The organism is Myroides sp. TSA_177.3 (genome assembly GCF_052691955.1).
On the sequence record NZ_JBQZGD010000010.1, the window covers coordinates 54,251 to 74,738 of the forward strand.

The following is a 20,488-nucleotide window of genomic DNA, read 5'->3' on the forward strand; positions in this document are numbered from 1 at the left end:
ACCTCGTAAATATTTAACTAAAAAAAGGAAAACAACGAAAAACAACCAACATAACAAGCTGTAATAGTGATAATTACAAACATAGTTAAATTAGTATTAAAATGATTTTTTCACACTTTCCTGCTATACATTTGATCTAACAAAATTAAAATTTAATCCACGATGAGATTAACAAAAATGACTTTAGCTATCGCATTTTTAGCTATCGCTTTCGCTTCTTGTAAAGACCAAAAAGAAGCTCCTGTGACTGAAGAAACAACAACTACTGAAGTAGTAGAAGAAGTTGCAGCACCTGCTGTAGACACCAAAGTATTAGTTGCTTCTTGGACACAACCTAACCCTATTAATGACAAAGAAGTACAAGGTTTCGAATTAAAAGAAGACGGAACAGCAGCTTCAATTAATATGGCTACACTTCAAACTAAAAAGTGGTGGGTAGAAGGAGATAAATTATTCTTGGAGCAAGAAAGCATCGGTAATGGTACATCAAGTATTGATACTGTATCTTACCAATTTGAAGTAGTTGATGGTAACACATTAAACCTACTTAATGGGGAGTCAAAAGACTCTTTCACTAGAAAGTAATCTGTTTTTAGATTTAGTAGATGAAAACAAAACAAACTGTACTTGCTTTGGCTTTTGTAGCTTTAGCATTCGCTTCTTGTAAAGATCAAAAAGAAGCAACTGTAGTGGAAGAAACTCCAGCAGTAACAGAACAACCTACTCCAGAAGTAGTTCCTGCAACTTCCTTAGTTGGTATTTGGACACAACCTAATCAAGCAAATCCTAGTGTACTACAAGGTTTTGAATTAAAAGAGGATGGTACTATGGTTGCAGTAAATGATACGACAATGATCTTTACGAAATGGAAACTTGTAGATAATACGCTTGTTTTCGAAAGTGAAGTTGCCAATAATGATCCTGCTTCAGTGAAAATCAGTACATTTAAATACGAATTAGTAGCAGGTAACACCCTGAAACTAGACGTCGATGGAACGATCGAAACGTTTACAAAACAATAAAAGGCATTTCTTTTTATATGAAGAGCTACCCAATAGGGTAGCTCTCTTTTTTTGGTTCCATTGGAACATCCTATCTTTCTTCTTGTACGCTTCTATTTTAGTTCAATCTCATCTGCATCTTTCAGAAAAGCAAATCGATTTCTCGCTTTGTCTTGTATTGTTTTATCTAGCGTACAATAACGCACCACTTCGCCGTGTTGTGGTTCAATGAGGTAGTGTCCCATATAGTCAATCACTTGCGAATGCCCTGTATAGTGGTTGTCATTTTGGTCTTCACCACATCGATTAACCCCTACGACATAACTCATATTCTCAATGGCGCGTGCTTTTAGCAGTGAATCCCAAGCATAAATGCGCTGATCAGGCCAGCTAGCTACGTACAACAATACATCATAGGCCTCCCCAACATTACGGGCAAAAGCTGGAAAACGCAAATCATAACATACCAAAGGACAGATATTCCATCCTTTGTATTCAACAACTAAGCGGCTTGTTCCGGGCGCATATACCTTTTCTTCTCCTGCCAGCGTAAACAAATGACGTTTATCATAGGTTTTAAATTCACCCGTTGGCCAAATAAAAAACAACCGGTTATAATACAACTCTTCTTCTTTGATGACCATACTACCAATTAACGCAAAATCAAGCGATTTACAGCACGATTGTAGTTCAGCAATAAACTTGTCTTGCATGGTCATAAAAACGCGCTCAGGATTCATTGTAAAGCCTGAAGTGAACATCTCTGGCAATACAACCAAATCTGTTCCTGGTTCAATTTGGTGTAATTGATTTTTAAAGTATGTTGTATTCTGTTCTATATTCTCCCAAACTAAGGGAGCCTGAATTAAAGCTATTTTCATCCTGCTCATTTTAATCACTCAAAAATACAAAATATTCTTAGGATGTTATTTCCGCATCCAAGAGAAACCTCCCCTTTAGGTTAGTCCTAAAAAAGATAAAAGGAGAAACAATTGTTTCTCCTTTTATCTTTTAATGATTTTCATGTGTACAAAGTTCACTGTATTTGGCTAATATTTGTCTAAAAAAGACGAAATCTACTTCGCTTTTATATTCCAATTTAGCCAATTTCTTCGAAGATCCATTTGCTATTCTGTTTGCAATAAATTCCTTTTTAGTTGCTTTAAAATCTGCCAAAGCCTGTTTATACTCTTCTTTATAGTTCTTTGAATCAATATAATTTTCTTGCAAATACGTCTGAAAAGCTTGGCAATTTTTATCCATTAGCATCATAAACTGAGCAGTCTCGCGATCCGTTCTGCGATAAGCGGCATGGAAAAAGAAAAAGTAATCGGTATTGGCTACAGGAAAATAAAAATGGGTAAAAATTAATCTCCCATTATCTAAAAATAACAGTTTGGCATACGGAACATCTTTATATGTATTCAACGGAAAGAAATCAACAACATACTTATCTGAGAACTCATATTTTTTATCAAATTTTCGAATGCGAACAGGATAATATACGGTAGAATGTTTCTCATCCTTTTTATCGTAAACCTCTACTGAAATTACATCTCTAGATGAAACAGGACGATAGTCCTTTGCTCCATCGCCCTTAAACTTAAATTCGTACGGATCGGTATATTGAGAGCCAAAAGCGGTGAATTTCTCTCTAATTTTCCCTGTTTCTTTTGAACCGTTTTTAAATGTGAGGACTGTTTTTCCATGATTTACATCTGTAGCTGCGAAACCGAGCTGGCCATAGGAAATAAGAGAAGAGAATAACAATAAAATGCTAAGTAGTAAGGTTTTCATCAAATTTTGAAATTTGTGTTAATAAAAAGCAAATATATGTTAACGAATCCAAAATGCAAATTGCGCTAATAAAAAAAAGCAGCACAAATGTGCTGCTTTTTCCTTTTTCAAAAAAATATTAAAATCAATTATAAGGCTGCTTTTAAGTATTCTCTGTTCATACGAGCAATATTCTCTAGAGAAATACCTTTTGGACATTCAACCTCACAAGCACCTGTATTAGTACAGTTACCGAAGCCTAAAGCGTCCATTTCAGCTACCATGTTCATTACACGGTCTGCAGCTTCTACTTTACCTTGTGGCAACAAAGCAAATTGAGAAACTTTTGCAGATACGAATAACATAGCTGAAGAGTTTTTACACGTAGCCACACATGCACCACAACCAATACAAGTAGCAGCGTCAAATGACTTATCTGCATCGTGCTTTGGAATTGGAATAGCGTTTGCGTCTTGTGTATTACCAGAAGTATTTACCGAAATAAATCCTCCTGCGTGTTGAATTTTATCAAAAGCGGTACGGTCAACTACTAAGTCTTTGATTACTGGGAAAGCTTTTGCTCTAAATGGCTCAATATAAATAGTATCACCATTTTTGAACTTTCTCATGTGTAACTGACAAGTAGTAACTCCTCTATCTGGTCCGTGTGCTTGTCCATTAATAAATAACGAACACATTCCACAAATACCTTCACGACAGTCGTGGTCAAATGCTACGGGATCATCCCCTTTCTCAATTAGCTCGTTGTTTAAAACATCAAGCATTTCTAAGAAAGACATATCAGGAGAAACATCATTGATTTTATATTCAACTATTTTTCCTTGTTCTTTAGCGTTTTTTTGACGCCATATTTTTAATGTAAGATTCATCTGCATCGAATTTTTACAACAAGATATGATTCAAGAATCAATACCTCAATATTATTTATAACTACGAGTTACCAACTTAATATTTTCATACACCAAGTCTTCTTTGTGTAGAACAGCGTCTCTAGGATTTCCTTTGTACTCCCATGCAGCAGCATAAGCAAAGTTCGCATCATCACGTTGTGCTTCTCCATCTTCTGTTTGGTGTTCTTCGCGGAAGTGACCTCCACAAGATTCTTCACGGTGTAAAGCATCTTTCGCGAATAATTCTCCTAACTCTAAGAAGTCAGCAACTCTAAGCGCTTTTTCTAGTTCTTGGTTAAAGCTATCTGCAGTTCCAGATACTTTCACGTCTTTGTAGAATTCCTCTCTTAACACAGCAATTTCGTCCATTGCTTCATTTAGACCTTGTGCATTACGAGCCATACCTACTTTATCCCACATGATTTTACCTAATTTTTTGTGGAAGTAATCTACTGAATGTGATCCTTTATTGTTCATTAAGTGATCAATCATGTCTTGTACATTTTTCTCCGCAGCATCAAATTCTGGTAAATCTGTTGGAATCGCACCTGTACGAATATCATCAGCTAAGTAATCACCGATTGTATAAGGTAATACGAAATATCCGTCTGCTAATCCTTGCATCAACGCAGAAGCCCCTAAACGGTTCGCTCCGTGATCAGAGAAGTTCGCTTCACCAATTACATAACATCCTTCGATTGTTGACATTAAGTTGTAATCAACCCAAACTCCACCCATTGTATAGTGAACAGCAGGGTAAATCATCATTGGTGTAGTGTATGGATCCTCATCAACGATTTTCTCATACATTTGGAATAAGTTTCCGTATTTATTCTCTACAACGTCTCTACCTAATTTGTAAACCAATTTAGCATCGTTTTCATCTAAGTGGTGAATACGCGCTTGTTCTTTACCGTAACGCTCAATAGCAGAAGCGAAGTCTAAGTAAACTGCCTCACCTGTTGCGTTAACACCATATCCAGCATCACATCTTTCTTTAGCAGCACGAGAAGCAACGTCACGTGGTACTAAGTTTCCGAATGATGGGTATCTTCTTTCTAAGTAGTAATCTCTATCTTCTTCTGCAATTTGTGTTGGTTTTAATTTACCTTCTCTAATTGCAACAGCATCTTCTATTTTCTTTGGAACCCAAATACGTCCGTCATTACGTAAAGACTCAGACATCAAAGTTAATTTTGATTGGTGGTCTCCAGTAACTGGAATACAAGTTGGGTGAATTTGTGTAAAACAAGGGTTAGCGAAGAATGCTCCACGTTTATGTGCTTTCCAAGCAGCAGTAACGTTTGAACCCATTGCATTTGTAGATAAGAAGAATACGTTTCCGTAACCACCTGTAGCAATAACTACTGCGTGTCCAGAATGACGCTCAATCTCACCATTAATCAAGTTACGAGCGATAATACCTCTTGCTTTTCCATCAACTAGTACTAAGTCAAGCATTTCATGACGGTTGTACATTTTGATTTTACCACGACCGATTTGACGGTTCATTGCAGAGTATGCTCCTAACAATAATTGTTGACCTGTTTGTCCTTTTGCGTAGAAAGTACGAGAAACTTGCGTTCCCCCGAAAGAACGGTTATCTAATAAACCACCGTACTCACGTGCTAATGGCACACCTTGAGCCACACATTGGTCAATAATATTCGCTGAAACTTCCGACAAACGGTGAACGTTTGCTTCACGTGCACGGTAATCTCCCCCTTTTACAGTATCATAGAATAATCTGTAGATTGAGTCACCATCCCCTTGGTAGTTTTTAGCAGCGTTAATCCCTCCTTGTGCAGCAATTGAGTGCGCACGACGAGGTGAATCTTGATAACAAAATGCTTTTACATTATAACCAAGCTCTGCTAAAGTTGCAGCAGCTGATCCACCAGCTAATCCTGTTCCTACAACGATAACATCAATGTTACGTTTATTTGCAGGGTTAACTAATTTAATGTGGTTTTTATAATCAGACCATTTCTTATCGATTGGTCCTTGAGGTATCTTTGAATCTAATTTCATAATCAATTTCTTTAGGACTATTTAATAAAGTGAATGTATAATGGAATGATCGCAAATAAAGCTGGTACTAAGTATGCAAATGCATAACCTAAACCTTTAATCAAACAGTTATACTTTGGATTATTTATCCCTAAAGATTGGAATGCACTTGCAAAACCATGAGATAAATGGAATCCAAGAACAATCATTGCGATTACATATAAAATTGTGCTAATCAATCCTGTAGAAGGATCTTTGAAGAACTCAATTGTAATTTTATGTAAATCTTTGTAACCATCTGCAATTTTTAAGTCCATGCCTTTTTGATAAAAAGCAGTTCCTTTAATTTCCAATTGTCCCATTTCAACCGCTCTAACATCGATTGGCTGCTCTTGAACAGTTTTGTAAATTGTAATCGGTTCCTCTTGACCTTCAACTTTAACTTCTATTGTTTGCAAAGGCATAGCCGTAAAGTGCATTTTCGCCCAGAAGTTAACCATGTGCGTCACAATAAAAACTAATAATAAAGTTCCTAAAACCGCCATATTACGAGAAGCCCATTTACTGTTTGCGCCAGCATTGTTCTTCGCGTATCCGATAGGACGAGCTTTTTTGTTTTGAACCGTAAGAACTATACCATCAATCGCGTGGAAAAGGATTGAGATATACGTAACATAAGATAATACTTTTACAGCTGGATTAGTTGTCATGAATAAGGCATACTCATTGAATTTTGACGCATCCCCAAAAATCAACTGAAGATTCCCTATCAAGTGACCAACTAAAAACAAGCATAAAAATAACCCAGTAAGAGACATCCAATATTTCTTTGCAATGGATGACTTTAAAAGTGCAGATTTTGCCATAATGTAATTTTAATTGTTTTTCTTGAAAAAATCTCTCAAAAATACACCTAATTAACGTTATCCACAATGCGTGAGCGTTTATTTATATTGAATATAAACAAAGTTTTTTACCTTATTTTACTTAAAAATAAATTAGAATGAAACTAGATTTAAGACCAAATAGTATATTTTCCTAAAAGATTCTAAAACGACTTTAAAATATTCGCATCTATAACAAGAATAAAGTCGGCTAAACCTAGATTGAGTTTTTCGAAATTCCCTACTTGATCGGCTTCAACCATAGTAATTGTAGCGACTTTCAGCTGTGGGGCATAATTTTTTAAATACCAAAAAATGCCTTCATAGTTGTTACTATGGTATGACCCATTATAGTGTACAAACAACTTGTTTGGCACTATATTAGACTGAATAAAGTGTGCCATTGTTGCGTCTTTAATTGCCTGTGCTTTAGGTAAATTTTCATTCACATGATCCGCATCAAACATGGTCAACATCTCTTTATATCCAGGTAATTCAGGATCATAAGGGAAAGGAAGTGGTGCAATCCATGCTTTTTCTTCTACTTTTAAAGTATCTAAAGCTTCCATTCCACCTTTAAACAACAAACTAGCATAACGACGTGGTACATTGGTCGCGATAAAAGGAGCCTGATGTTGCTTCGCATATTCAACCAACGGTCGATAATCCCCTTTATAGTTATTCCATAAACGCACCTCTTTTGCGAAATCCTCTTCAGTGATCTTTCCTTCCACATAGTTAGACAAGCCTTCTTGATTGTCTGCTTCAAACATCTCAGCCCCTAACACAAGTTCTTGTTTTGCACCTAAACTTTCTGTTACCTTCAATTGTAACCAGTGCCCCAAAGAATTATTGTGATATTCTCCAAATAACACCACATCCGATTTCCCCAATGTTTTGATCATTTGTTTATAGGTCACTTTCTTTCCTTTTGCATTGTAAATTTGGTAGGGTTGCCCTTCACTTGCAAAAACGGTTCCAACTAATAGAGCGAATAATACGCTATAGATATATTTCATGTTTACGCTGTTTTATAAGTCCCAAAGATAATTCTATTTGAATAATTTAGAATAAATAAAAATAAAAATACATGTTAAGAGAAAGCAATTCTAGGGTAGAAAGTTTTTTTTTCGTTTTGCAACCTTTACTTTTGCTTGCTCAACAAAACACATCTAATGATTCCAAAATCGTTACTATATAAGAATATCCAGATCAATTACTACGATAGTGGTAAAGGTAATGCGTTAATTTTCCTTCATGGTTTTTTAGAAAATGCCAAAATGTGGGAAGATTATATGACGTATTTCTCAACTAAACACCGCGTGATTAGCATTGACTTATTGGGTCATGGTGATACGGGTTGCTTAGGTTATATCCACAGCATGGAAGATATGGCCGATGCTGTTCATGCTGTAGTTACCCATTTGAAACTAAAGAGAGTCACTTTAATCGGGCACTCTATGGGCGGTTATGTTTCTTTGGCATTTGCAGAACTCTATCCTGATTATGTCAAAAACATCGTCTTAATTAATTCTACGGCACGTGCAGATAGTCCTGAACGCGTACAAAACAGAGATCGAGCAATTGAACTCATCAAGAAAAATGCTCCCATGTTTATTACGATGGCAATCAACAACTTATTTACTGATGCCGTTAGACCACTACATGAAGCAGAAATCAACTATACTCGAGAAGAAGCACTAAAAACATCTACCCAAGGCGTTATTGCAGCTTTAGAGGGAATGAAAACGCGAATTGACAGAGAAGTACTGCTGCACTTTGCTCCTTACCCCATTGCCTTTATTCTAGGGAAAGACGATCCTGTCATGCCTTATCAAGAGACCTTCGATCAAACCTTGGGAACCAAAGCTACTGTGACAACACTTGAAGGGGGACATATGCTTCCTATTGAACAAAAAGAAACGCTCAAACAACAACTCAATGAGCTAGTAAAATAGTTGATCCACGATACAGCAATAAAAAAGCGAGAATAATTATATTCTCGCTTTTTTTATAGGGTCTCCACAAAAGGAGTTTCTCCATCTAATATAACCAAAATAAGCTTAATCAATTCTTCTTTGAAAGCCGCTAAAACGACAGGAGTAATATCGTGATCCACGGTTCTTCCTTCGCGAACTCCAAAAAACAAGAAGCCTTCTCTGCGATTTTTAAAGGAATAAATCCCTGCTTCTAAAGAAGCTAAACCTCCTTTTTCCGCATACATTAACGCATAACACAACAGCTGAATAATCTTATCGTTCTTCAAGTGTTCGGTCAAGCCTTCCCATTGGGATAATTTGACTTGGTTCGACTCTACTTTTCCTGTCTTATAATCAATAACGCGAATTTTTCCATTTCGGTTTTCAATGCGATCCACAAATCCGAATAGCTTAATGGGATAAGGTAAACGAGGGTCTTCTAGTACATGTTCCAAACGCGTTTCTAACGCCAATAGTTCCACGTCATCCCCTTGTTCTAATCCCTTCAGTTCTTCCCGCAAGAAATGATACACATTTCGCTTAGCGACTTCGAAAGCCAGTAGGTTTTTTCCCATTTTTTCCTTATCGCTATTGTAAATTTCCTCAAACTGCTTCTGAACCTCCTCATCTGCCTTGAGCTGTATCTCTTTAATCATCGAAACGGTTAATACCTTTCCAACATAAGGCTGATAGAGGTTTTCTAACGCATTGTGAATAATAGTACCCAAGGTATTCAAGGCTACACTCTCTTCAACCTCATCCACTTCTCGAATACGCAATACTTGTTGAATATAAAACTGCAAAGGATTGCGCAAATAAGCCGTTAAAGCAGAAGGTGAAAACCCTTTAATTGTCGCGATATCTTTGAGCTTTGCCATCAATTCCGCTGACTTTTCAATGGCAACAGGAGCATAAGCTTTATCAGGCAAATAGGCTGAATAGGTAACATTTGCCAAGTGATGTTTCGGCTGTGTTTCCATCTCCAATTGCGCTAAAAATCGACTCTTCTCACCTGCATCCATGCCCTCCGCTTGGGAGTTATAAATCAAATACACCTGTTTGGCACGCAACAGCAAATGGTAAAAGTGAAAGCTATAAATTGCATCCTTTTCTTTATACGTCGGTAAACCCAATTCTCTTTTTACATCATACGGAATAAAGGAATTCTGACTTTTTCCCGATGGAAACTTTCCTTCATTCACTGAAGTAAGAATCACCGTTTCGAAATCCAATACCCTACTTTCTAAGATTCCCATGATTTGGAGTCCCTCCAACGGATCTCCTTCAAAAGACACCTCACTCATATCCATGATTTGCTTATACAACACCTGAAGCAAGTCAATGGAGTGAATAAACGGGTATTTCTCACAATAGGACAACAAGCGGTTCAACAAGTTATAGGTTGTAAACAAAAAGGTCTTCATCAGGCGATTTTGTTGACTATCCGTCGCTAGTTTATTTTTAACCTGAATAATCAAGGCAATTAAACGCTTTAATATAGCCGCTGGTGTTTGGTCCTTCCATGGAGCAAAAACAAGTCGCTTCGTTTCTTCATCTGAAGCTGTAATCCACGATTCAAAGCGATCAAATGAGAAGAAAGTCAAGTTTTTCTTCTGTATTTCCGACACTACAGCCCCCACTTCAAACAACCCTTCCATCACAGGACTAGTCAATACTTCCAAAACATCGCGGTAATAGAATACATATTGTTTTCCACCACGGCGAACTGCTGCCAAATGCATTTTGAATATCTTATTCAAAAACAGCTGTACGGGGCTACTATTTCCGCTGTACCCCATCGTAATATTTAAACTCCCCACCGTACTAGGCAACCCATATAAGACAGGTTGTAGTAAGTTTTCATCTCCTAAAACAACAGCGATCTCATCCAGCGAGGTACCTTTTGCCAACTCTTTGTCAATAATAGAACCTACAATCTTTGCCTGCCCTACACTTTTAGGTGTTTGGATGATTTCGATATTTTTCTCTTCACTAAAAGAGGTCGTAATCCATTCAAAGGGATGATTTTGATAGTAAGGCCATTTCTGTTTGATTCTTCTCAAGAATAACCCCGCATCGTGATAGGCATCATGAAGGAATACCTCATCAATATCCCAAAAAACACGAGCTCTCCCTTCAATCAAAAAATGCTGAATAATCACCTCTTCTGCCGCATTTAATGCGTTAAATCCTGCAAAATAATACTGCTTATCATTCGCCTTTACAAAATCTTTATGTACGGCAACCGCTTCGCGATAGATCATTCCTTGGTAGCCGATTTTCTTTGCTTGGAGATGCTGATATAAAGCAGCATAATACCCCGGTATTTGCTCCCAAAACTGAAGGTAATTCTTTACGATATCCGTCTGTTGATTGACATCCACAGCCCAGTGATTGATATCTTCGATATCTTTTAAATAACTAAAAACATGTTGAGGATTCAACAAATAACGATCGACTTCATTAAAATCCTGAAGCAACATTCGCGCCCAGTTGACAAAATAGTCAAAATCCTCAGCTTTATCTTGTAATAGTTGTTTATAAACCAGATAAAATTCAAACAAGAGCTCAATCGAGTCAATTCCTCTTAATTGAGCAATATCCTGTACCAATTCTTCAACACTGATAATGGTTGGAGCAAAAACACTGCTATCGTAAAATGATTTCAGCTGTTCCAACAAGAAGACTTTCGCTCGTTTATTAGGTAATACGACCACTAAGTCGTCCATAGACGAAGGGAAATCCTTCTTTATTTCAGCACAGAATTGATTTAAAAAACGTTGTTGACTCATGTGAATAAAGGTAATAAAAAAAGGGCTTCGAATACTCGAAGCCCTTTTCTATCTTAGGATAGATCCTAATTATTTTTGTAATTGAATTTCAACACGTCTGTTCAACTCACGTCCTTTAACAGTTTTGTTAGAAGCGATTGGTTCAGCAGATCCGTAACCTTTAGAAGTTAAACGGCTAGCATCAACACCTTTCTCTACTAAGTAAACTTTTACAGCGTTAGCTCTGTTATCAGATAACGGAACGTTGATTTTGTCAGATCCAGTACTATCAGTATATCCAGCGATGTGGAATTTAGCAGTAGGGTATTCTTTCATGATTTTCACGATGTTATCTAAAACAGCGTAAGAAGCATCTTGGAATGTAAACTTACCTGTATGGAATAAGATTGTTTTTCCATAGTCGTTAAGTTGTTTTACTTGCTCTTCTTTGATTTCTGGACATCCTCTGTTTGAAGCAGGACCAGGAACATCTGGACACTCATCTAAATGATCAGGCACTCCGTCTCCATCTCTATCTGGCCAAGGACAACCTTTGTTTTCTTTTGGACCAGGTACTTCAGGACACTCATCTTTATGATCTGGCACACCGTCACCGTCTGTATCAGGACATCCGTTGAATTCTGGTAAACCAGGAACGTCTGGACACTCATCTAAATGATCTGGAATACCATCACCGTCTGTATCAGGACATCCGTTGAATTCTGGTAAACCTGGAACATCTGGACACTCATCTAAATGATCTGGAATACCATCACCGTCTGTATCAGGACATCCGTTGAATTCTGCTAAACCAGGAACATCTGGACACTCGTCATATTTGTCTAAGATTCCATCTCCATCTGTATCTTTTCCTCCAAATTGGAAACGAATCCCCATGAAGTGTTGCATGTGTGATGCTACATCTACGTCTGGAGTTCTTGTATCGTCAAATGAGTGTTTGTAAGTAGATTGAACTGTTAAAGCGATGTTTTGAGTAAACCAAAAGTTTAACCCTAAACCTCCATTCACAGTACCAGTACTTGCATCACCCATAAAAGTATAACCTCCACCTACTAATAAGAATGGGTCAACTACTTTAGTGTTTAATAATTCTTTGAAGCTATATTTAACTTCTGCGTCAATACCATAGTATGACAAATCACCAGGGTTGTACTTTAAGTATCCTTCAGATTCTTTAGAAATAAATTTTTCAATTTTATTCACAGATCCTACTACTCCTAATGAAAATCCATCACCTAGATATCTAGATACGTTCAAATAAGAGATTGATGGCAAAATATTCCAATCCGAAGTTTGGAAATAACCTCCCATTTTGTGTGAAAACCCTTTAGCCGAACTAACTTTAGTGTTTACAGCATTCGCACCAATAGTTACAGCCCACGGATGGTCGGCATCCTGTGCTTGAGTCGAAAGCCCCGCACATAGTATTGCCGCTGCAATTAATTTGTTGAGATGTTTCATAACTTTATTTTTCTATTTATTGTAATGTTAAAACAAAAATACAATTATATGTGTAGTTAACAAATTTTATTCTTAACAATTATTATGATTTACTAAAAAAACTTAATATTTAGATTACATTTAGTTCTTTTCCTACTTCAATAAAGGCTTGAATAGCTTTATCAAGGTGTTCTTGTGTATGTGCTGCGGATAATTGAACTCTAATTCTCGCTTTTCCTTGTGGCACAACTGGATAGAAGAATCCAATCACATAAACTCCTTTTGTCAATAGACGATCCGCCATCTCTTGCGATAATTTTGCATCGTATAACATCACTGGAACAATAGCAGAATCTCCATCGATAAAATCAAATCCAGCTTTTTTCATTCCCGCTTTGAAGTAATTGGTATTCCACTCTAATTGGTCGCGTAGTTTGGTGTCTTTTTTCAATAGTTCAAACACCTTCAATGATGCTCCTACAATCATTGGCGCCAATGAATTTGAAAATAAATAAGGACGAGAACGTTGTCTCAACAACTCGATAATTTCTTTTTTACCTGTTGTATAACCTCCCATTGCACCACCTAATGCTTTTCCTAAAGTACCCGTAATGATATCTACACGTCCCATTACGTTTTTCGCTTCCATCGTCCCTTTTCCTGTTGCTCCGATAAATCCAGCAGCATGGCACTCATCCACCATAACTAAAGCATCGTATTTATCTGCTAAGTCACAGATCTTATCTAATGGCGCTACTAATCCATCCATAGAGAATACACCATCCGTTACGATAATCTTGAAACGGTGCCCCGCTTCATTTGCTTTAATCAACTGTTGCTCTAAATCAGCCATATCGTTATTTTCATAACGGTAACGCGCTGCTTTACACAAGCGAACTCCATCAATAATAGACGCGTGGTTTAAACTATCTGAGATAATTGCATCTTCTGCTCCTAATAAAGGTTCGAAAACTCCACCATTCGCATCAAAAGCTGCTGCATATAAAATCGTGTCTTCTGTCCCGTAGAAATCAGCAATTGTTGCTTCTAATTGTTTGTGAATATCCTGTGTTCCACAGATGAAACGCACAGATGACATCCCAAAACCATGGGTATCCAAAGCATCTTTCGCTGCTTGTACAACCTCTGGATGTGAGGATAATCCTAAATAGTTATTCGCACAAAAATTCAATACTTTTTCTCCTGTAGAAACTGTAATCTCTGCTCCTTGTGGCGAAGTAATAATTCTTTCTCTTTTAAATAAACCATTGTCTTCAATCGACTTCAACTCTTGTTGTAAATGGTCTTTAATTTTTCCGTACATACTTACTCTTTTTAAGCGTTAACTATACTCTTTTACAAATGTATTATATTTAAATCATCCACTCCCATATATAAAATAACTTTTTTAGCCACTTCATACCCCATCTCTTGGAGTGATTCCTCGTATTTAGCCAATTGTTTGATATACTTTTCCTCTGGTTTTCCAGTTTTATAATCCAACAAATACGCTTTCTTGTCTCGAATTAATACGCGGTCGGGAATTAGATTGTTCTTTTGCTTCCCAATAATCATGCGCTCATTGTACACCATACCTTCCGAGAAGAATACCTGTAAATCAGGATGCGCAATAATTTGCTGAATGGCCTGCGTAAAACTCGCTCGATCACTTGTTACAATTAAGCCTTCTTCCAGTGCACGTTCAATCGCAGGTTCAATATCCTGCTCCGTCTGAATAAACGACATGATTTTATGGGTAATATTTCCGTAGGCAATCGCTTCTCCAACTTGGGTATCCCACATCAATGCTTCGCGTTCAGCAATTTTGATGTCATTAAAATTGAACAGCGACTCCACGCTTTGAATTAATTTGTTTTGATCTAAAGCTGTTTCACTTGCCTTCGACAACCGTTGAGGGTCTCCAAATGCATACTCATTTTCATCCTCTTGATACAGTCCTTGCTGACGTAAATAGTGAATAAAGAAACGCGACATATTGTTTTTGTATTCTCCATCCGTCTTCATATCTCGTGTAGTAATAATGTGCAGTTGTTCTTCTGCTCTAGTCAGCGCCACATACAACACATTAATATTATCTAACAATTCTTCTTGTTCTTTCTCTGCATAGAGCTTTTCAGCATAAGCGCCGTACTCCTTCACCTCTTTTTTTGCATCCACTAAGGCTTTTGGCAATTCAATTCCTTCATCTAGCTCATCAAATTCCACCCAAAGCTTATCTCGATTAGATCGATCATAATCCTCTTCCGCAAACGGAAAAATAACAATCGGAAATTCCAATCCCTTCGATTTGTGAATGGTCATCAGTTGCACAGCATCCTTCCCCTCTGGCGTAGGAATACTAAATTTATGGTTGTTATCCTCCCAATACAAAATGAAATCTCCAATTCCGTATTGGTTCTTGATGGTGCGCTCTAATACGATATCTAAGAAATACAACACATACGAACTCGTTGCTTTGGTTGGGAAAAAAGCACGTACAATAATCTCTACTGCTTCATAGAGCGATTTCTTTCTACATTGATCAAAGGAAATCACCACCTCTTTGCTTAACAACCACGCTTCAAACTCTGCATCAGCAGTAAAGGCCAATCCTTCTTCAATAAAATCGTGAACCGCTTCTTGCTGTCTTTTATTGGCGATATAATACAACATCATGGTTTTAGACTCCTTGTCTTCTTTATTGCGGATATAACGCAACACATCCATAATCAATCGCACTTCTGTCGCATGACTAATCAACAGGGAATCTGAAGATAAAATCGGTATCTCTTGTTCAGTCAAATAATTCGCTAATGCAATACCATGGGCGCGTTTTCGCGTCAAGACCACCATATCACTATATTGAAATCCTTGTTCCTTACAACGGTGAATAGTTGCCAAAGTCGCTTGTAAATACAGCTGTTCTTTGTCAATTTCATTTTCTTTATCCACTAAGCTCTCATCGAGAAATTGCAAGTTGACATAACCTCCAACCTTGCTGTTGATCTCTTGATAACTTTGATGTTCATAAATATGTTTGTAATCCTCTTGCGTAAAAAAGGAAGAAACTCCATTAAAAAAGGTATTATTAAACTGAATAACTTCCGAATAACTGCGGTAATTCTTTCCTAAAACCACAACTTCCTTATCGGGATTCGAAAAGGGATTATCCTCTTTACTCAATGCAATAAACTGCTCTGCTTTTCCTCCGCGCCAACGGTAAATCGATTGTTTGGGGTCTCCTACTAACATTAAGGTTCCCTTTACACCAAAATCTTCTCCCGCCAGAGCGTTGTCAATCAGAGGAACAAGGTTGTCCCATTGCATCACAGAAGTATCTTGGAATTCATCAATAAAGAAATGGCGGTAGCGTTCTCCTAGTCGTTCATAAATAAAAGGAGCCGGTTGGTGCTGAATCTCATTGTGAATAATCGCATTAAACTGGCTAATAGACAGCATATTTTTTTCGTCCTGAATATGTTGCATTTCAATACCTAAAATATTCAAGAGCGATAGAGGCGTAATATTTTTTAAAAACGCTTGGTAAAATAAACGCTTGGCAAATAATTGATAAATCACAGCCAGCTGTCGAAGTACCTCTGGCAAAAGCGCCTCAATCGTATCTCGATCTTTGGCAGCCTTTAATAGTGTCACCTCTTCAAATTCTACATATTTGCGTTGGGTACTTTTGTCTGTATCGTTGATAATGGCCAACAGGTGATTGGGAAACGTTCCTCTAGAAAAGGATTTCATATCTACCCCTTTGTCGATTAGCAAATCCCAAATTGCTTGTCCTTTTTGCTTCGTTTCGTTGGTGATCTCCTCGATTTTTTTGCGCAAATAGTCGCGGGTTACAACGAAATCTTTCAGGGTTTTCTCATCGAATAACGCAATTTCCTCTCGGTTGTTCTCATTCAACAACAGCGCACCCATTTCTTTCAATTCACGGGTAATATCCCAACTCTTATCATTGTCTGCTTTGTCAATGGAGAAATCAATCAATACTTTCGTCAGCTCTTCATCTGTTCCCGCTTTGGCAATTACTGAATCTACCGCTTCTTGTAGTAATTCATCCGAATCCAAGGACACTTCAAAACTCATTGGCAGATTTAAATCAAAGGCAAAGGAGCGAATAACCTTATGGGTGAATTTATCAATCGTCGAAATATCAAAAGAAGCATAGTTGTGAATGATATGCTTCATAATGCGTTCTGACTTTTTCTTGATTTCCTCTTCTTTCAGTCCAGTTTCTTCTACAAGCTGATCGAGCATCGACTGAAATTTGTTTCCCGTTTCCTTTTGTGAGAAAGCATATAGGCAGGATAGAATTCGATTTTTCATCTCCGCTACTGCTTTATTGGTAAAGGTAATGGCCAGAATTTTTCGATACGCATCATCTGATCGATCGACCAAGACAATTTTTAAATATTCTTTTACTAACGTATGTGTTTTTCCTGAACCTGCAGAGGCATTATATACTGAAAATGAGGCTTTTTCCGCTCTAACCATTGAATTATCCCTTAACTTTTATTAACCCTTAAGATTTTTTATATTCCATAGAAAATCCCTAAATTTGAATAAAAATAACACTAATCTTTAAATAATACGAATTATGGCTTTCGAATTACCACAATTACCTTATGCGTATGACGCATTAGAACCACATATTGACGCACGTACAATGGAAATCCACCATACGAAACACCACAATGCTTATACTACTAATTTAAATGCTGCTATTGCTGGTACTGAATTAGAAGGAAAAACAATCGAGGAAATTTTAGAAAACCTTGATATGGCTAATGGTGCAGTTCGCAACAACGGTGGAGGTTTCTACAACCACAACTTATTCTGGACAGTAATGAGTCCGAATGGTGGTGGAGAGCCAACAGGAGAATTAGCAGATGCAATTGCTAAGGATTTCGGTTCATTTGCAAACTTCAAAGAAGCTTTCGCAAAAGCAGGTGCTACTCAATTTGGTTCAGGTTGGGCATGGTTATGCGTTAAAAATGGTAAATTAGAAGTATGTGGTACACCAAACCAAGACAACCCGCTTATGCCAGGTGTTGCTTGTGGTGGAACTCCAATCTTAGGAATGGACGTTTGGGAACATGCGTACTACTTAAACTACCAAAACAGACGCCCTGACTATATTTCTGCTTTCTTCAGCGTAATCAACTGGGCTGAAGTTGCTAAGAGATATGCAGCAGCAAAATAAGACATAAAGAGATTACTCTTTAGATAGCAAAAGGGAAGTATCGGTGATACTTCCCTTTTTTTATTTGAAAAACGTAGGTAATCACTCGTTTTCCTTCTAATCTTCTACGTTTTTTTCCCACTACGCTACGCTAATTTTTTGTACTTTTCCTATCTATCACTTTTACCTCAAGCTTATGCAATTAGATTACGAACCAGAAAGCACCAGACACAAATCCAAACGAAACTACCTCATTATTGGTTTAAACATCCTAATGCTATTTGCATTAATTTATTTTTTACCCTATGAGCCTCAAGTAAATAAAGGACTCGCCTTGCTTGCCTTTGTTGCTGTACTATGGCTGACCGAGGCATTACACGTGACAACGACAGCTGTTTTTGTTCCGGTTCTCGCCATTGGATTAGGACTAACCGATGTTCAACCGGCACTCGTGTCTTTTGCAGATCCCAATATCTTCCTTTTCCTAGGTGGATTTGTATTAGCCGGAGCCTTACACGTACAAAAACTAGACTTGATTATCGCCAGTAAGATCATGTACTTGGCCAAAGGGCGATTATCACACGCCATCTTCTACTTGTTTCTTACCACTGCTATACTCTCGATGTGGATTAGCAATACCGCTACGGTAGCCATGATGCTTCCACTTGTTATGGGAATATTGAGCCAATTGGATAGAACTCAACACCACAATACATACGTGTTTGTACTCTTAGGCATTGCCTATAGTGCGAGTATTGGAGGCATGGGAACTATTGTTGGAAGTCCGCCTAATGCGATTGTTGCTTCTCAATTGAATCTCTCTTTTGCTGCTTGGTTAAAAATGGGACTTCCCATGGTTATTATCTTACTGCCTTTGATGATTGCCATCATCTATTTTGTCTTCAAGCCAAAACTGAACTTACAATTCGAGCATCAAATGGACGTAATTCCGATGAATACAGACCGCTGGATTACACTGGGGATTTTCTTACTAACAGCCATCTGTTGGATCTTTAGTACCCAAATCAATCCGTTATTTGCCGCTTTAGTTGGATTTGAAGGTTCTTTCAAGAACTTTGATACCTTCATTGCTTTGGGGGCATTTATTTTAATCTGCGTCAGTCAAGTATCCCGTTGGAAGGAATTGCAACACAATGTGGATTGGGGGGTTCTATTATTGTTTGGTGGGGGGTTAACCTTAAGTATGGTTCTCAAAGAATCAGGAGCAAGCAAAGTCATGGCTGATTTATTGGTCTCCGTGATTCACGATAGCTCTTTCTTTGTGATCAGCTTAATCGTCGCTTTCTTTATTGTGTTCTTAACGGAATTTACGTCAAATACGGCTAGTGCGGCACTCTTAGTCCCGATCTTCTTTTCAATCTCACAAGAATTGGGTATGCACCCCCTTGGCCTTTCCATGATTATCGGACTTGGTGCGTCTTGTGCATTTATGCTCCCGGTAGCCACGCCACCCAATGCGATTGTATTTGGTACGGGTAATATTCAACAAAAGGAAATGATGAAAGCAGGGTTTATCTTGAATATCTTCTGCGCCATTATTATTGCTACGGTTGCTTACTTTTTTTGGTTGGGGTAATAAAAAAAGCACCAATCTCTCGATCAGTGCTTTTTAATATCATGTATCTGTTCTATTAATACAGTTTTCATCTCTACCTTCATAGTAGTTGATGAAAGCGCGGTTTACTACGCGGTTTACTAAATTAGTAAAGATAACTCAATCACAAAAACAATTGCTTTTCATAATAACTACGCACCACCGTATTATTTACCTTAGCGGGTCTCCATTTACCAAGTCCTTTTACGATACGCTCTACTACATTTCTCACCTCTTCATTCGATGTATTACGCACTTTTACCTGACTCACAGAACCATCCACTTCCACAATAAATTGGATATCAAAATTTTTCATTTCTGCCAAAGCTAATGTGTTTTTCATTCTTTCATAAGCTTGTATAAACTGTTCTTCAAAAACCAACACACCCGCTTCATAATAAGCTTGAGCATAAAAAGCTTTTACTCCCTTATAAGCAAGAGTATCAACGAGAAAATCAGCACTTTCAAGCTTTCTTAACGTCAAAGGCAAAGTAAATGTACTTTCTATTTTCTTGTCATTTTCAATTGCGGGTTTCCATTTTGACATCCTTCCTAAGACACGTACAGCTTCAGTTCCAATCCCAAAACCGGGATCTCTTAAAATTTTAATATCAGTTACTCTCCCCTGATCTTCAACAGTAAACTGTAAAATCAATTGAAAAACGTTTTCTTCAAGTGCCTCCTCTGGGAAAATGAATCTCGATTTGAATTCCTGAATAAAATTGGCCATCCCACCTGGGTATTCAGCGGGCACGGCAAAAATACTACAAGCTATTTCAGATTCAAGCTTCTCTCCTCTATTCTTCTGAGCAACCCCTTGTTGAACACCTAGCAACAGTAAACTAGTTACAATCAAAACAATACTTATTTTCATCTGCTCTAC

Annotated in this window: 16 protein-coding genes; 5 read left to right on the forward strand and 11 right to left on the reverse strand. The window is 37.6% G+C overall.

All coding sequences use genetic code 11. The features are described 5' to 3' along the window. The first annotated feature begins 162 nt into the window (after positions 1-162). Together ACUTSE_RS11050 and ACUTSE_RS11055 are read left to right on the forward strand one after the other, a co-directional pair. Positions 163-585 carry a lipocalin-like domain-containing protein gene (locus ACUTSE_RS11050; RefSeq protein WP_002988083.1) on the forward strand — a complete coding sequence of 141 codons (423 nt, stop codon included), beginning with the start codon at positions 163-165 and terminating at the stop codon, positions 583-585. Between the two features lie 20 nt (positions 586-605). Next, positions 606-1,022 (forward strand): lipocalin family protein, encoded by a 417-nt coding sequence (locus ACUTSE_RS11055; protein WP_445640267.1) that lies wholly within the window; start codon positions 606-608, stop codon positions 1,020-1,022. 92 nt (positions 1,023-1,114) lie between these two features. On the opposite strand, the gene ACUTSE_RS11060 is transcribed toward ACUTSE_RS11055, so the two are convergent. The 6 genes from ACUTSE_RS11060 to ACUTSE_RS11085 all read right to left on the reverse strand — a co-directional run bounded on the left by ACUTSE_RS11060 (position 1,115) and on the right by ACUTSE_RS11085 (position 7,601). Beyond that, positions 1,115-1,882, reverse strand: coding sequence for a nitrilase family protein (locus ACUTSE_RS11060; RefSeq protein WP_445640268.1), 768 nt, complete (start codon positions 1,880-1,882; stop codon positions 1,115-1,117). Positions 1,883-2,012: 130 nt separating this feature from the next. Then, positions 2,013-2,798 carry a hypothetical protein gene (locus tag ACUTSE_RS11065; protein ID WP_445640269.1) on the reverse strand — a complete coding sequence of 262 codons (786 nt, stop codon included), beginning with the start codon at positions 2,796-2,798 and terminating at the stop codon, positions 2,013-2,015. Between the two features lie 128 nt (positions 2,799-2,926). Further along, complete coding sequence (locus ACUTSE_RS11070; protein ID WP_002988095.1) at positions 2,927-3,667, reverse strand: succinate dehydrogenase/fumarate reductase iron-sulfur subunit; 741 nt, start codon at positions 3,665-3,667, stop codon at positions 2,927-2,929. A gap of 51 nt (positions 3,668-3,718) precedes the next feature. Next, positions 3,719-5,719, reverse strand: coding sequence for a fumarate reductase/succinate dehydrogenase flavoprotein subunit (locus ACUTSE_RS11075; protein ID WP_060874277.1), 2,001 nt, complete (start codon positions 5,717-5,719; stop codon positions 3,719-3,721). 17 nt (positions 5,720-5,736) lie between these two features. Then, positions 5,737-6,564: a succinate dehydrogenase cytochrome b subunit gene (locus ACUTSE_RS11080; RefSeq protein WP_060874278.1), complete on the reverse strand. Its 828-nt coding sequence runs from the start codon at positions 6,562-6,564 to the stop codon at positions 5,737-5,739. A gap of 182 nt (positions 6,565-6,746) precedes the next feature. Beyond that, entirely contained in the window at positions 6,747-7,601 is an 855-nt protein-coding gene (locus tag ACUTSE_RS11085) for a ChaN family lipoprotein (protein WP_445640270.1), read from the reverse strand. Positions 7,602-7,757: 156 nt separating this feature from the next. Between ACUTSE_RS11085 and ACUTSE_RS11090 the strand changes: the two genes are divergently transcribed. Continuing rightward, the gene (locus ACUTSE_RS11090; protein ID WP_445640271.1) at positions 7,758-8,540 is read left to right on the forward strand and encodes an alpha/beta fold hydrolase; all 783 of its coding nucleotides are present in this window, start codon (positions 7,758-7,760) and stop codon (positions 8,538-8,540) included. Positions 8,541-8,593: 53 nt separating this feature from the next. On the opposite strand, the gene ACUTSE_RS11095 is transcribed toward ACUTSE_RS11090, so the two are convergent. The 4 genes from ACUTSE_RS11095 to ACUTSE_RS11110 form a co-directional block, all read right to left on the reverse strand. Beyond that, on the reverse strand, positions 8,594-11,353 hold the full coding sequence (locus tag ACUTSE_RS11095) for a PD-(D/E)XK nuclease family protein (RefSeq protein WP_445640272.1): 2,760 nt from the start codon (positions 11,351-11,353) through the stop codon (positions 8,594-8,596). Positions 11,354-11,422: 69 nt separating this feature from the next. Further along, complete coding sequence (locus ACUTSE_RS11100; protein ID WP_445640273.1) at positions 11,423-12,814, reverse strand: thrombospondin type 3 repeat-containing protein; 1,392 nt, start codon at positions 12,812-12,814, stop codon at positions 11,423-11,425. A gap of 109 nt (positions 12,815-12,923) precedes the next feature. After that, complete coding sequence (gene kbl / locus ACUTSE_RS11105) at positions 12,924-14,117, reverse strand: glycine C-acetyltransferase (RefSeq protein WP_002988113.1); 1,194 nt, start codon at positions 14,115-14,117, stop codon at positions 12,924-12,926. A 32-nt stretch (positions 14,118-14,149) separates the two neighbouring features. Beyond that, on the reverse strand, positions 14,150-17,302 hold the full coding sequence (locus ACUTSE_RS11110) for a UvrD-helicase domain-containing protein (RefSeq protein WP_445640274.1): 3,153 nt from the start codon (positions 17,300-17,302) through the stop codon (positions 14,150-14,152). A 103-nt stretch (positions 17,303-17,405) separates the two neighbouring features. On the opposite strand from ACUTSE_RS11110, the gene ACUTSE_RS11115 reads away from it, so the two are divergent. Together ACUTSE_RS11115 and ACUTSE_RS11120 are read left to right on the forward strand one after the other, a co-directional pair. Continuing rightward, entirely contained in the window at positions 17,406-18,011 is a 606-nt protein-coding gene (locus ACUTSE_RS11115; protein WP_002988118.1) for a superoxide dismutase, read from the forward strand. A gap of 175 nt (positions 18,012-18,186) precedes the next feature. Further along, entirely contained in the window at positions 18,187-19,587 is a 1,401-nt protein-coding gene (locus ACUTSE_RS11120; protein WP_445640275.1) for an SLC13 family permease, read from the forward strand. A gap of 142 nt (positions 19,588-19,729) precedes the next feature. Here the strand turns inward: ACUTSE_RS11120 and ACUTSE_RS11125 are convergent, their stop codons facing one another. Further along, a complete protein-coding gene (locus ACUTSE_RS11125; protein ID WP_445640276.1) occupies positions 19,730-20,479 on the reverse strand; it encodes an energy transducer TonB in 750 nt (249 codons plus the stop codon). Positions 20,480-20,488: the final 9 nt, after the last annotated feature.